Raw genomic sequence first — 13,018 nt, 5'->3', positions numbered from 1 at the left:
GCCGAGGAGGACCAGATGGCAAGCATATCTCCGATCGGCAGCCGGGAGACGGTGGCGGAAAGCCTTGCAGGGTTTTCGCCGGAGAACCAGTCGTGGCTCACGCTACTGATGGACAACCCGACCTCCGACGACCTGCTGCTTGATGGCCTGCATCTCTATCTCGATCAGGCATCGGAGGCGCGGTTTCTCAACTCGCTGAAGCTGCAAAAATGCGGCGAGTGGATCGGCAATACGGCCCCTGCCCGACTGCAGATGCGATTGATGGAGTCCGCCAAGTCGAGCCAGCACCCGGCCTACGCCGCCTTCCGCGAAGGACTGACCCGTTCCGGCGGATTGGAACGGGCTTATCCCAAGGCAAAAATCTAGATCAGCGCCTCCATGTGGAAGCGGAGCTGTTCGGGCGGGTAGCGGAATTCCGCGCCGATCGGGCAGGCGTTGCGCGCCAGACAGCCGTAAATCATGCAGGCTTTCTTACCACTCTCGCTGGCGAGATAGGAGCGACAGGCCGCGATATCGAAGCCGGATAGGCTGATCGCCGTCACCGGACAGGCTGTAAGGCAAGACTTTTCCAGGCAGGTATCGCAAGGATGGCCGGACTTGGTGATGTCGGTTGCGATCTCGAACGGAAAACCGAGCGCGCCGCGATAGCCGTGCCACAGGCCGTATTGCGGATGGATCAGGATGCCGAGCGGGGAAGGTTTCAGCCCTTCCGCCTTCATTGCCCATTGCTGAAACGGCTGCCAAGGCGGATCGGAGGGGAAATAAGCGGTTGCTCCGAGTTCTTCTGCCAATGGCCGGATCCGTTGTTTCGACCACATATCGAGCGGATCGGGGCCATCATAACTCCGACGCCATCTGGCAAAAGACGGCCATAACGATCCGCCCAGATTGCCGAGCAACACGACCGATCGCGCCCTCGAGCCATCCGCCAGCAATGGCCCCTCGTCCGGTCCGAAACTAGCGATGCCACGGGCGAAGATACCATGCGGCTCAAGCGCCTCTGAAATCCGGTCGAGAACAGCCGAGAGGCCGCTCATTGCGGCCCCTGATGCTTGTAGTGCGGGCGCCAGACTCCTTCCTGGATGAAGTCGGCAACCATCTTGGCGCCGCCTTGCTCCCTGGCGGCCTCGGGCTCTCTTCAAGTAAAGGCGTCAGGCATGGAATCCTTGCGATCCTTGATGAAGGCAAGCAGGGCTTCATCGATCGCCGGGTCGAGCGGCGGCGCCTCGTAGGAATCGAGCCATGCACGGCAGAGCGCATTGGCGCGCTGCTCGATCCGCTTCTCTCCCTCGATCTCCCACTGCTCGAACGAATTGTTGTCAGCAAGCGCCGAGCGGTAGAAAGCTGTCTGGAAATGCGCCTGGGTATGGGTGCAGCCGAGATAATGGCTCCCCGGTCCGACTTCGCGGATTGCCGAAAGCGCCTGACCTTCTTCCGAAAGATCGACGCCTTGCGCCATCTTCTGCATCATGCCGAGCTGGTCCTGGTCGATCATGAATTTCTCATAGGAACTGACGAGGCCGCCCTCCAGCCAGCCCGCCGCATGCAGGACAAAATTCGTGCCGGCAAGCAGCGTCGTGTTGAGCGTATTGGAGGATTCATGCGCGGCTTGCGCATCCGGCACCTTCGAGCCGCAAAGCGAACCGCCAGTGCGGAACGGCAGGCCGAGGCGGCGGGCAAGCTGGGCCGCTCCATAGGAAACGAGCGACGGCTCCGGCGTGCCGAAGGTCGGTGCGCCCGATTGCATGGAGATCGATGCCGCAAACGTGCCGAACAGAACCGGCGAGCCCTTTCGGATCAGCTGCGAGAAAGACGCGCCCGCCAGCACTTCGGCGAGGATCTGCGTCAGCGTACCTGCGACCGTGACCGGGCTCATGGCGCCCGACAGGATGAAGGGCGAGACGACAGAGGCCTGGTTGTGCCGCGCATAAACCTTCAGCGCTCCGAGCATGGTGCCGTCGAAAACCATCGGTGAATTGGCGTTGATGAGGTTCAGCGTCACGCAATTGTTTTCGACGAAGTCGTCGCCGAAGACGATCTTCGCCATGGCGACCGTATCCTCGGCCCGCTCCGGAGCGGTGACCGACCCCATGAAGGGTTTGTCGGAATATTTGATATGGCTGTAAACCATGTCGAGATGGCGCTTGTTGACCGGAATATCAACCGGTTCGCAGACCGTACCGCCCGAGGAATGCATGGAAGGTGCCATGTAGGCGAGCTTCACGAAATTGCGGAAATCCTCGATGGTCGCGTAACGCCGCTTGCCATCGAGGTCGCGCACGAAGGGCGGTCCGTAGACCGGCGCGAAAACGGTTGCGTTGCCGCCGATTTGCACGCTACGTGCCGGATTGCGCGCGTGCCAGGTGAACTCTTTCGGCGCGGTCTTCAAAAGTTCGCGGCAGAGCCCTTTCGGGAAATGCACCCGGTGGCCCTGAACGTCGGCGCCGGCTTGTCTCCAGAGGTCGAGTGCTTCCTCGTCGTCGCGAAACTCGATGCCGATCTCTTCGAGGATCGTGTCGGCATTACGCTCGATGAGCTGCAGGCCTTCTTCGTCGAGCACGTCATAGACGCCGATCCTCCGGGTGATATAGGGCAAGGAGGCCCCCGGACCGCCACCCGCGCGTGCTGCCCGGCGGCCCGCCGCGCCCCGTTCGCCGCGGCCGCGTCGTCCCACGCCGCCTGCCGGTTCCGTTTGCTGGTTCAGATCGTCCATGATGTTCCTCGCCTTCGCGCCGCTCTTTGCGCATTCCTTCTGATGCGCCATGCTAGGCTCATGTGCAAGCCGAGCCCTGCCTTTCTGCGTCACGGGTTTGTGCAGGACAGACATTTCTTGACGTTCGTCATCCGTCGTTTTTCCGACGCACGGCTGTCGCATACGAAAGAAATTGCGAAACGATTTGAAGGTACAGATATTCGAAGACGGTGAGCGTCTGATTTGCCCGGCCCCGCGAACGTGAAGGGAAGAATCCCATGTCCGATGACGAAATCATCCTTTCGGAACTTTCCGACGAGGAACTCGTGCAGCAGATGCACGATGACCTTTACGATGGCCTCAAGGAGGAGATCGAGGAGGCCACGAATATCCTGTTGGAGCGCGGCTGGACGCCTTACGATGTCCTGACCAAGGCGCTGGTCGAGGGCATGCGCATCGTCGGCATCGATTTCCGCGACGGCATCCTCTTCGTGCCGGAAGTGCTGCTGTCAGCCAATGCAATGAAGGCCGGCATGTCGATCCTGCGTCCGCTGCTCGCTGAGACCGGCGCGCCGAAGCTTGGCAAGATGGTCATCGGCACAGTCAAGGGCGATATCCACGATATTGGTAAGAACCTGGTCGGCATGATGATGGAAGGTGCCGGTTTCGACGTCATCGACCTCGGCATCAACAACCCTGTTGAGAACTATCTGGATGCGATCGAGCGGGAAAAGCCCGACATCATCGGCATGTCGGCGCTTTTGACCACGACCATGCCCTATATGAAGGTCGTTATCGACACGATGAAGGAAAAGGGGATCCGCGACGATTATATCGTGCTGGTGGGTGGTGCACCGCTCAACGAGGAGTTCGGCAAGGCGGTCGGCGCCGATGCCTATTGCCGCGATGCCGCAGTCACCGTCGAAACGGCGAAGGAGTTCATTCGGCGCAGGCACAACAGCCTCGCCGCCGGCGTCTGAGACTGGCCAGCGGCGAAGGCGGTTCAGTCTAATCAGCGAGCAGCACGTTCGACGCGGCGGCCGGCATCCTGGGTGGCGTCGACAGCATTCGCCGTGTCCTGACCCACGCCGCGGATCGTATTGCCGCAGGAGGAAAGCGAAACCATCGTCGCGAAAAGCGCGGCGATCACCGTGACTGTTCTGGCCGTCATGATAGAATACTCCGATGGAAATGGATCGAATTGTTCCGGAAAGAGAATTTCCGGCGAAGGAACGCTCAAACCGCGAAAAGGTTCACGTGATCGCCTGCGGGGCCATCGCGCGGGAGATTCTCGCGGTCTGCGAACAGAGTGGACTCGACCATATCGATCTCAACTGCCTGCCGGCGATCTGGCATGCCTATCCCCAGAAAATCGTGCCGGGACTCGAAAAGGCGGTCGCGGAGGCGCGTCAGAACGGCTTCGAGAGGATTTTCTTCGCCTATGCGGATTGCGGCACTGGCGGCGCGATCGATCGGTTGTGCGAACGCGAGGGCATCGCGCGGATCGAAGGACCGCATTGCTACTCATTCTTCGCCGGCAACGAGGCCTTTGCGGCCAAGGCCGATGACGATCTGCTCTCTTTCTTCCTGACGGATTTCCTCGCTCGCCAGTTCGAAGCCTTCGTCGTCCAGCCACTTGGCCTCGACAGGCACCCCGAACTGAAGGACATGTATTTCGGCAATTACCGCAAGCTCGTCTATCTCTCCCAGCAGGAAGATGAGACGTTGCAGGAAAAAGCGCGTGCGGCGGCTGATTATCTCGGCCTCTCCTACGAATATCGCTTCACCGGCTACGGCGACCTCACGCAAGCGTTACGCTCGGCTTAACGGTTTCTTTCGGCTTCACGAGAAGAGTGCCGCTTTGTGAACAAGGGGCGGCAGATGCAGGAACAGGGCTCTTCTCGGATCGTGGTGATGACCGCCGGCGGGACCAATCCGCAGGTGATGATCAATGCGCTCGCCCGGCATTTTCCCGATTTGCATGTGATCGAGGAACAACCTGAAACGAAGGGCGCGCTGTTAAGACGCCGTGCCAGGCGCTTCGGCTGGGCGACCGCGATCGGTCAGCTCGTCACCATGGTTGCCTCCAGACTCGGCAAGAACGTTGCCGCAAGACGATCGGCAGAGATCATCCGCGATTACGGCCTGTCCGCCGAGCCAGACCCCGCCATTCCGGTGACCTGTGTACCGTCACTGAATGATCCCGCCTGTCACGCCATGGTGACAAAGCTGCAGCCGGCTGCGATCTTCACCATTTCCTGCCGTATCCTGTCGCCGCAGACACTCGCCGCTATCCCCTGCCCGGTCGTCAATTTTCACGCAGGAATCAATCCCATGTATCGCGGCCAGATGGGCGGATACTGGTCGCTCGTCGAAGGCGACGAGAAGAACTTCGGCGCGACCGTGCATCTGGTGGACAAGGGCATCGACACCGGCGGAACGCTGTACGAGAAGCGGCTGACGCCCTCCCGTGCCGACAGCCTCGCCACCTACCCGCTGCTGATGACGGCGGCTTGCGTCGACATTAGCGTTCGCGCTCTACAGGATGCGATCGGCGGTACGTTGAAGCCCTATCGACCCCAAGGGCCCTCCGTCCTGCGCTTTCCGCCGACGATCTGGACATGGGTCTATCACGGTTTCACCAAGGGCATCTGGTAGCCGCGTCGCTTTTTGCTCTGTGCGACGTCGTGGCAAGCGCAGTCCCCCGCGCCCTGCCCGTGCATGCTCGTTCTCGACACGGAGGAAATCATGGCCGACCGAATCATCGTCTACTGGCGGGACATTCCGGCACAGGTGATCATCAAAAAGGGCCGCCAGACCGCCAAGCGCGAACTGTCGCTGCGCTTCACCGAAGCGATCGACATGTGCGCCATGCGCACCGGCGCTTCGGAGACGGATGATTACCTCGCCGAATGGCGCAAGGCGGATCCTGTCGTCGTTTCCGATGATCTGGAGATCGAGGCCGATCGGGCCGCAGCCGAGCTTGAAGCGGCTTATGACAAGGAGCGCCTCGTGACGCTGGTAAAAGCAGGCGGGCGCGAGACGGTCTGGCATACCAAGACGAACACGTAATTTCGGCACCCGAGAGGAAGGCCTGGAGGAATTAATGACCCGCACCATTGTTGCATCCGCAACCCGGGAAGTCGTGATCGGCTTCGACCAGCCCTTCTGCGTGATCGGCGAACGCATCAACCCGACCGGCCGCAAGAAACTCGCGGCGGAAATGGTGGAAGGCAATTTCGACACCGTCATCAGGGATGCGCTGGAACAGGTCGCCGCCGGCGCCACTATGCTCGATGTCAATGCCGGCGTGACCGCCGTCAACCCGAACGAAACGGAACCCCCGCTCCTCGTCCGGACCCTGGAAATCGTACAGGGCCTCGTCGACGTGCCGCTGTCGATCGACAGTTCCGTAACGGCCGCAATCGAGGCGGCGCTGAAGGTCGCCAAGGGGCGGCCGCTCGTCAATTCCGTCACCGGCGAAGAAGAAAAGCTCGAAGCGATCCTGCCGCTTTGCAGGAAATACGACGTGCCGGTCGTGGCGATCTCCAACGACGAGACCGGCATTTCCATGGACCCGGACGTGCGTTTCGCCGTCGCCAGGAAGATCGTCGAGCGCGCCGCCGACCACGGCATCAAGGCGCATGACATCGTCGTCGATCCGCTGGTCATGCCGATCGGCGCGCTGGGATCGGCCGGTCTGCAGGTCTTTGCGCTCCTGCGACGCCTGCGCGAGGAACTGAAGGTCAACACCACCTGCGGTCTCTCCAACATCTCCTTCGGCCTGCCCCACCGCCACGGCATCAATGCGGGCTTCATCCCGATGGTGATCGGCGCCGGCATGACGTCGGCGATCATGAACCCCTGCCGTCCGCAGGAAATGGAAGCCGTCCGCGCCGCCAACGTCCTGAACGGCACGGACCAGAATTGCGGCAACTGGATCATGACCTATCGCGACTACAAGCCGGCGGAAGGTGGAGCCGCCGCGGCGACGCCTGCCGCTGCATCTGCCGGTCGCCGCGGAGGCCGTGCCGCCCGGGCTGGCGCTGGTGCAAGAATGGAGTAGAACGCGCCTCGAAGCGCGTGAGACAATGACAAGATGAATGATACCGCCGCCCATCCCCTCGTCCTCTTCATGCCGTCCGGCAAGCGCGGTCGGTTTCCGGTCGGCACGCCGGTGCTCGAAGCCGCGCGCCAGCTTGGCGTCTATGTGGAGAGCGTCTGCGGCGGCCGGGCGACCTGCGGCCGCTGCCAGATCTCCGTGCAGGAGGGACATTTCGCCAAGCACGGCGTCACTTCCTCTCACGACCATCTTTCCCGGATCGGACCGAAAGAGGAGCGTTACGATCGCGTGCGCAGCCTGCCTGAAGGGCGCCGCCTCTCCTGCTCTGCTCTGATTCTCGGCGACCTCGTCATCGACGTACCGCAGGACACGGTGATCAATGCGCAGGTCGTCCGCAAGGCGGCCGACGAGCGTGTGTTCGACCGCAACGCAGCGCTCCGCATGTGTTACGTGGAAGTCGAAGAGCCGGATATGGAAAAGCCGCTCGGCGATCTCGACCGGCTGAAGGCCGCACTTGCCGCAGACTGGCATTTCGATGATCTCGATGTGGATTTCCACCTGATCCCGAAGGTTCAGTCGATCCTGCGCAAGGGCGAATGGAAGGTAACGGCCGCGATCCACAAGGATCGGGAGGACGAATGCCCTCGCCTCGTCGCGCTCTATCCGGGTCTCAAGAATGAAGCCTATGGGATAGCCTGCGACATCGGCTCGACGACGATCGCCATGCATCTCTCCTCGCTGCTTTCGGGCCGCACCGTGGCGTCCGCCGGCACATCGAACCCGCAAATCCGCTTCGGCGAAGACCTGATGAGCCGCGTCTCCTACGTGATGATGAACCCGGACGGCCGCGAGGCGATGACGCTCGCCGTGCGCGAAGCCTTGAACGGGCTGATCGACAAAGTGTGCGCGGAGGGCGGCGTGTCGCGCGGCGATATCCTTGACAGCGTCTTCGTCGGCAACCCGATCATGCACCATCTCTTTCTGGGCATCGATCCTACCGAGCTCGGCGGAGCACCGTTTGCGCTGGCGGTCTCCGGTGCGGTGCGGGTGAAATCGTCGGAAATCGGCCTGCCGATGAACGAGGGAACTCGCACCTATGTCCTGCCCTGCATCGCAGGCCATGTCGGTGCCGACGCCGCGGGGGCAACGCTGTCGGAAGGCCCCCACCGGCAGGACGAGATGATGCTCCTGGTCGATATCGGCACGAATGCCGAAATCGTGCTCGGCAACTCAAGTCGCGTGGTCGCGGCTTCATCGCCAACCGGGCCGGCCTTCGAAGGTGCAGAAATCTCCTCCGGCCAGCGGGCGGCACCCGGTGCCATCGAGCGCGTCCGTATCGATCCTCTGACGCTGGAACCGCGTTTCCGGCTGATCGGCGTCGAGCAATGGTCCGACGAGCCGGGTTTTGCCGAAGCAGCGGCCGCGACCGGCGTCACCGGCATCTGCGGCTCAGGCATCATCGAGGTTATCGCCGAGATGTATCTCGCCGGCATCATTTCGGAGGACGGCGTTGTGGACGGGACGCTTGCGGAGCGGTCGCCGCGAATCTTGCAGAACGGCCGCACCTTCTCCTATCTGCTGCATGATGGAGAGCAGCGCCTCACCGTGACGCAGAATGACGTGCGCGCCATCCAGCTTGCCAAAGCGGCACTCTACGCCGGCGTGAAACTGCTGATGGACAAGCAGGGCGTGACCCAAGTCGATCGGATCGGACTTGCGGGCGCTTTCGGCACTTTCATCGACCCGAAATACGCCATGGTGCTGGGTCTGATCCCGGACTGTGATCTGTCCAAGGTCAAGGCGGTCGGCAATGCCGCAGGCACGGGTGCGCGCATGTGTCTGCTCAATCGCGAGTATCGTCGTGAAATCGAGGAAACGGTGAGGAAAATCGACAAGATAGAAACCGCTCTTGAACCAAGATTTCAGGAGCATTTCGTTGCTGCCATGGCTTTGCCGAACAAGATCGATGCCTTCCCGCATCTTGCAGCGGTCGTGACACTGCCGGAGCGCAAAGTTTTGGCTGATGCCGGCGAAGGCGGCCGCAGGCGTCGTCGCGGCCGCGAGTGACAAGCGCGATCCGGCGAGACCGGACAACAGCCGAGCGATAGATCAAGCTGCAGCAGCGATAAGGCTGCCAAAGGCCTCGCGGACGCTTTCCGCCACTGCCTTGGCAGGGTGCGAGAGCTGCGGCGCGGTCAGCAGCCGGATGTCGAAGCTGAACAACTCCGGCAAGCCTTCCTTCGGGCCGAGAACCTGCATGTCATCCGTCACATAGGACAGCGGGAACGGCGCGATCGCCAGATCGGAAACGACCGCCGCCCTTTGCGCCATCGTATGTGCACTGGCATAGGCGATACGATAAGGCCGCTTGTGCTTTTCGAGCTGCGAGACGGCATCCTGGCGCCAGACGCAGCCATCCTCCCAGACGGAGATCGGCAGAGGATCGCGCAGATAGGCAGTACCGCACTTGGCACCGGCCCAGACCAGTTTTTCGGTATGGATCACCTCGCCACTCGTGGGAAACGGCCGCGTGGCGCAATTGATCAGCGTCAGGTCGAGGCGCTGTTCCTCCATGCGCTTCCTGAGCTGTATGCTCATGTCTACCGTGACGTCCACCATGATGCCGGGAAAAGCCTCCCCGAAATTCTTGAGGACCTTCGGCAGGATACGCTCGGCTATATCATCCGGCGCACCGAGCCGAACGACGCCTGAAAGCTCGGGCATGACGAAACGCGATACCGCTTCATTGGAGAGTGCCAGCATGCGCCGCGCGTAGGAGAGCAGCATTTCGCCGTGCTGAGTGAGCGTTACGGAGCGGGCATCACGCAGGAAGAGCGTCGTCTTAAGTTGCTCTTCGAGCTTCTTGATCTGCATCGATACCGCTGACGGTGTGCGCAATACCGCCTCCGCAGCGGTGGAGAAATTTCCTGTCTCTGCAATCGCCACAAAGGTTCGCAGCACATCGTTGTCGAGCAACGGGAGCGGCGGACGGAAAGGTACTGTCATGGCGGCCTCCATCAAAAAATCTGAATTTAAGAACGATATCATTTCGTTTGATTGAATGTCAAATGGCCGACATACTGCAAATCATCGGAAGCAAGCGTCCATACCAAACAGAATTTCATGAGACGCATCACTTGCATCTGATTGATTGATGGATTGACAGCGCTCAATCTCCCAGTCTGCGCCGTCCATGAAATACCCAAGGAGAACTGCCATGACCATGATTACCTATCAGGAGAGCGATCGCTCCCGGTTTCGGCCGTCATCGTTCGCCTCGTTTCTACGCCCGGCTCTCTTTCTCATCCTGAAAGTCCGCAACGAACGCCGCCGCCGCCAGACGGAAAAGGTGCTTGAGGGCCTGCCCGCGGAGATCCGCAAGGATATCGGATGGCCGACGACCAATGCAGCAACCGATCGTAAATAACCTCCCGACGCACGGCCCGTATCGTTGATATGGCACGGGCCGTGCATTTTGGATTGCCGTTCCGGAAGGCAATTCGCAAAGGGATCACGCCTGCGACCCGCCCGTGTCGCAAAAATATCATCGGCCTGTCGTCAAAAGCCCTTCTCCGCCTTATTTTTCCGTGTCAATGTCGCTTTTAAAGTATAAGCGGGCCGCAAAGTACGGCCATTGATAGGGGAATGAGAGCATGGATCTGACGAGCAAAAGCCCGATGAAGAAGCGTTCCCTCGTCTTCTTTCTCGTACCGCACTTCACAATGCTGCCGTTTTCGGCGGCCGTCGAAACCCTTCGTATTGCCAATCGCATGCTTGGTTATTCCGCCTATACCTGGCGGCTCTGTTCGGTCGATGGTGAAAAAGTCTATTCATCGAGCGGCATCGGCCTCGAAGTGAATTCATCGCTCACCGACGAACGGCGCTACCTTTCCGGCGAAAACCGTCCGAACATGGTGATCGTCTGTTCCGGTATTTATGTAGAAGAATTCCGCAACAAGTCGGTGAACGCCTGGCTTCGGGAAACTTACAACCGCGGCATTGCGGTCGGCAGCCTCTGCACAGGCGCTCACGTGCTTGCACAGGCCGGTCTCCTGAACGGCAAGCGGTGCGCCATTCATTGGGAAAATCTCCCCGGTTTTGCCGAAGCCTTTCCGCAGGCGGAGGTCTATGCGGACCTCTACGAGGTCGATTCAAATCTCTATACCTGTGCCGGCGGCACAGCATCGCTCGACATGATGCTGAACCTGATCGGCCAGGATTTCGGCGAGAACCTCGTCAACCGGGTATGCGAGCAGCAATTGACCGATCGGGTGCGCAATCCGCATGACCGCCAACGCCTTCCCCTGCGTGCCCGACTGGGCGTGCAGAATGCCAAAGTGCTGTCGATCATCGAACTGATGGAGAACAATCTCTCCGAGCCGCTGTCGCTGGTGGAGATCGCTGACGATGCGGGCCTTTCCCGCCGCCAGATCGAACGCCTCTTTCGCCAGGAAATGGGTCGCTCCCCGGCACGCTATTATCTCGAGATCCGCCTTGACCGCGCCCGACACCTATTGGTCCAGTCCTCCATGCCGGTCGTGGAAGTGGCGGTTGCCTGTGGCTTCGTTTCCGCCTCGCATTTCTCGAAATGCTACCGCGAGGTCTACAACCGTTCGCCGCAACAGGAGCGTGCCGAACGCAAGCTCAATACGAATACGTCACGCACCGGCGTCGTGGTCTGAGCAATTGGAATCGGCCGGTTAGCCCGCGACCTGCAATACAACCGTAAACTCCGAAAAGACCTGATTGCGTCCATGGCTCTTGGCCATAAACAGGAATTGCTCGGCGGCATTGAGATAGTTGTCAAACATCTCCGGGCCACAGACTTTCGCCAGCCCGATTGAAACGGTGACCGAGAAATCGCTGTCTCCGGCCACGAACCGCTTGGAAGCAATCTCCAGTCGTAGCTTCTCGCAAAAATCCATCGCCGCTGCGCCGTCGAGACCGATCAGAAATAGGCCAAATTCCTCGTCGTCCAGACGAGCGAGCAGATGTCGGCTGCCATCACAGGCAGCATCAAGCTTTGCGGCAATTGCCTTCAGCACCTGGCTGACGGTTTCCTCGCAGCAGGTCTCGTTCAGCCGTCGGAAGTGATCGATATCGACAATGGCGACCGCGCAGGGAACCCCTTGCGACAGGCACGCCTCGACCAGAGGCTGACCGAGGCGATAAAACTCCTTCAGGGTCGGAAGACCGGTCAAGGGATCGGTAGCCGGCTCCGTCGCTTCCGATTGCGCCCGAGATGGCGCCGCCCGACCATAGGTCAGATGCTCCGTTTCCCGGATGTGATGGCTTTGATGATAGGGCATGCAAATCCTTGGGGTCAGGCTACGCTTTTGACTGCCGCCGGCTCCTTGAGCTTGGCCTGCATCGACCAGATCTGAACCAGCGTGTCCAGGTTCTGGTTGACGCGGCAGTAGAACTCCTCGTCGATGAAGGGCCGCAGCATGAAATCGTTACCCCCTGCCTTCAGGAAGCGGGCCGAAAGCAGCCGGTTGGAGGAAGACGAAACACCGATGATCCTGAGTTCATGCGAACCGCGCACCGAGCGTATCCGGCGGGTGAGTTCGAAACCGTCGATATCCGGCATGTTGTAGTCGGTGACGACGAGACCGATATCCGGATTTTTCTTGAGGATTTCGAGCGCTTTGGCACCGCTCTCGGCAACGCTGACTCTGAAATTATAGCGTTTCAGGCGGCTCGACAGCAACGCCCGGGCCGTCGGGCTGTCGTCGACGATCAGCACATGATGGCGATGATTGGTGAGGAAACGGCAGACCGATTCCGCCAGCATTTCGACCGCAAAGACATTGTCCTTCAGGATGTAGTCGACGATTTCCTTGGACAGCAGCTTGTCGCGGGTCGCTTCGTGAAACGTTCCAGTGAAGACGATGGTCGGGATCGACAGATCGATCAGGTATTCCAGTGCCTCGCCATTTTCAGCACCCGGCAGATTGATGTTCGAGATCGCCAGCGTCACCGGCTCGGTGGAGCGGTCATAGGCAAGCTGCAGCTCTTCGAAATTGCGGCAGACCTCGACCTCGATGCCGAACAATTCCTTCAGCCGGGTACCGATCATCGAAGTAAAGACGTTGGAATCCTCCGCAAGCAGGATGCGGGAATTTGCCAGTGATTGACCGGAATATTGCATTCCGGAAATGCCGAGGAATGTCATGACGCCCCTATCGATAAATACTGCCCCTCTGAGAACATTCGTACTGTGAACGGTTTGCAGAACCGTTAATCCGAGCACCGCTCCGATC

15 protein-coding genes are annotated in these 13,018 nt (G+C 60.2%); 9 read left to right on the top strand and 6 right to left on the bottom strand.

Annotated features, from left to right (window positions below; genetic code table 11):
- Positions 1-15: 15 nt before the first annotated feature.
- A complete protein-coding gene (locus J2046_RS24650; RefSeq protein WP_210056391.1) occupies positions 16-366 on the top strand; it encodes a hypothetical protein in 351 nt (116 codons plus the stop codon).
- Here the strand turns inward: J2046_RS24650 and J2046_RS24645 are convergent.
- Together J2046_RS24645 and J2046_RS24640 are read right to left on the bottom strand one after the other, a co-directional pair.
- Complete coding sequence (locus tag J2046_RS24645; RefSeq protein WP_210056389.1) at positions 363-1,037, bottom strand: 4Fe-4S dicluster domain-containing protein; 675 nt, start codon at positions 1,035-1,037, stop codon at positions 363-365. The two genes, J2046_RS24650 and J2046_RS24645, sit on opposite strands and share 4 nt — an antisense overlap.
- Before the next feature lie 101 nt (positions 1,038-1,138).
- Complete coding sequence (locus tag J2046_RS24640) at positions 1,139-2,713, bottom strand: trimethylamine methyltransferase family protein (protein WP_210056578.1); 1,575 nt, start codon at positions 2,711-2,713, stop codon at positions 1,139-1,141.
- 257 nt (positions 2,714-2,970) lie between these two features.
- Between J2046_RS24640 and J2046_RS24635 the strand changes: the two genes are divergently transcribed.
- Positions 2,971-3,672, top strand: coding sequence for a corrinoid protein (locus J2046_RS24635; RefSeq protein ID WP_210056387.1), 702 nt, complete (start codon positions 2,971-2,973; stop codon positions 3,670-3,672).
- 32 nt (positions 3,673-3,704) lie between these two features.
- On the opposite strand, the gene J2046_RS24630 is transcribed toward J2046_RS24635, so the two are convergent.
- A complete protein-coding gene (locus J2046_RS24630; protein WP_233470280.1) occupies positions 3,705-3,818 on the bottom strand; it encodes an entericidin domain-containing protein in 114 nt (37 codons plus the stop codon).
- Between the two features lie 65 nt (positions 3,819-3,883).
- Here J2046_RS24630 and J2046_RS24625 point away from each other — a divergent pair, with 65 nt between their 5' ends.
- The 5 genes from J2046_RS24625 to J2046_RS24605 all read left to right on the top strand — a co-directional run bounded on the left by J2046_RS24625 (position 3,884) and on the right by J2046_RS24605 (position 8,822).
- Positions 3,884-4,519 (top strand): DUF1638 domain-containing protein, encoded by a 636-nt coding sequence (locus tag J2046_RS24625; protein ID WP_407722075.1) that lies wholly within the window; start codon positions 3,884-3,886, stop codon positions 4,517-4,519.
- 54 nt (positions 4,520-4,573) lie between these two features.
- On the top strand, positions 4,574-5,350 hold the full coding sequence (locus J2046_RS24620) for a formyl transferase (protein WP_210056383.1): 777 nt from the start codon (positions 4,574-4,576) through the stop codon (positions 5,348-5,350).
- A 90-nt stretch (positions 5,351-5,440) separates the two neighbouring features.
- The gene (locus J2046_RS24615; protein WP_210056381.1) at positions 5,441-5,764 is read left to right on the top strand and encodes a virulence factor; all 324 of its coding nucleotides are present in this window, start codon (positions 5,441-5,443) and stop codon (positions 5,762-5,764) included.
- Positions 5,765-5,798: 34 nt separating this feature from the next.
- A complete protein-coding gene (locus J2046_RS24610; protein WP_210056379.1) occupies positions 5,799-6,758 on the top strand; it encodes a methyltetrahydrofolate cobalamin methyltransferase in 960 nt (319 codons plus the stop codon).
- 33 nt (positions 6,759-6,791) lie between these two features.
- Positions 6,792-8,822, top strand: a complete 2,031-nt coding sequence (locus tag J2046_RS24605; RefSeq protein ID WP_210056377.1) for an ASKHA domain-containing protein — start codon at positions 6,792-6,794, stop codon at positions 8,820-8,822.
- 42 nt (positions 8,823-8,864) lie between these two features.
- On the opposite strand, the gene J2046_RS24600 is transcribed toward J2046_RS24605, so the two are convergent.
- Positions 8,865-9,761 carry a LysR family transcriptional regulator gene (locus J2046_RS24600; protein WP_152601054.1) on the bottom strand — a complete coding sequence of 299 codons (897 nt, stop codon included), beginning with the start codon at positions 9,759-9,761 and terminating at the stop codon, positions 8,865-8,867.
- Between the two features lie 211 nt (positions 9,762-9,972).
- Here J2046_RS24600 and J2046_RS24595 point away from each other — a divergent pair, with 211 nt between their 5' ends.
- Complete coding sequence (locus tag J2046_RS24595; RefSeq protein WP_037147219.1) at positions 9,973-10,182, top strand: hypothetical protein; 210 nt, start codon at positions 9,973-9,975, stop codon at positions 10,180-10,182.
- 226 nt (positions 10,183-10,408) lie between these two features.
- Positions 10,409-11,437, top strand: a complete 1,029-nt coding sequence (locus tag J2046_RS24590) for a GlxA family transcriptional regulator (RefSeq protein ID WP_210056375.1) — start codon at positions 10,409-10,411, stop codon at positions 11,435-11,437.
- Between the two features lie 18 nt (positions 11,438-11,455).
- Here J2046_RS24590 and J2046_RS24585 read toward each other — a convergent pair whose 3' ends face one another.
- Both J2046_RS24585 and J2046_RS24580 read right to left on the bottom strand, forming a co-directional pair.
- Positions 11,456-12,064, bottom strand: coding sequence for a GGDEF domain-containing protein (locus J2046_RS24585; RefSeq protein WP_210056373.1), 609 nt, complete (start codon positions 12,062-12,064; stop codon positions 11,456-11,458).
- Positions 12,065-12,078: 14 nt separating this feature from the next.
- Positions 12,079-12,930 (bottom strand): response regulator, encoded by an 852-nt coding sequence (locus tag J2046_RS24580; protein ID WP_037147225.1) that lies wholly within the window; start codon positions 12,928-12,930, stop codon positions 12,079-12,081.
- Positions 12,931-13,018: the final 88 nt, after the last annotated feature.

The sequence above is a fragment of the Neorhizobium petrolearium genome (assembly GCF_017873175.1).
Lineage (GTDB): Bacteria > Pseudomonadota > Alphaproteobacteria > Rhizobiales > Rhizobiaceae > Neorhizobium > Neorhizobium petrolearium.
The sequence above is the reverse complement of the archived record's forward strand: the minus strand, read 5'-3'. Positions and strand labels throughout refer to the sequence as shown.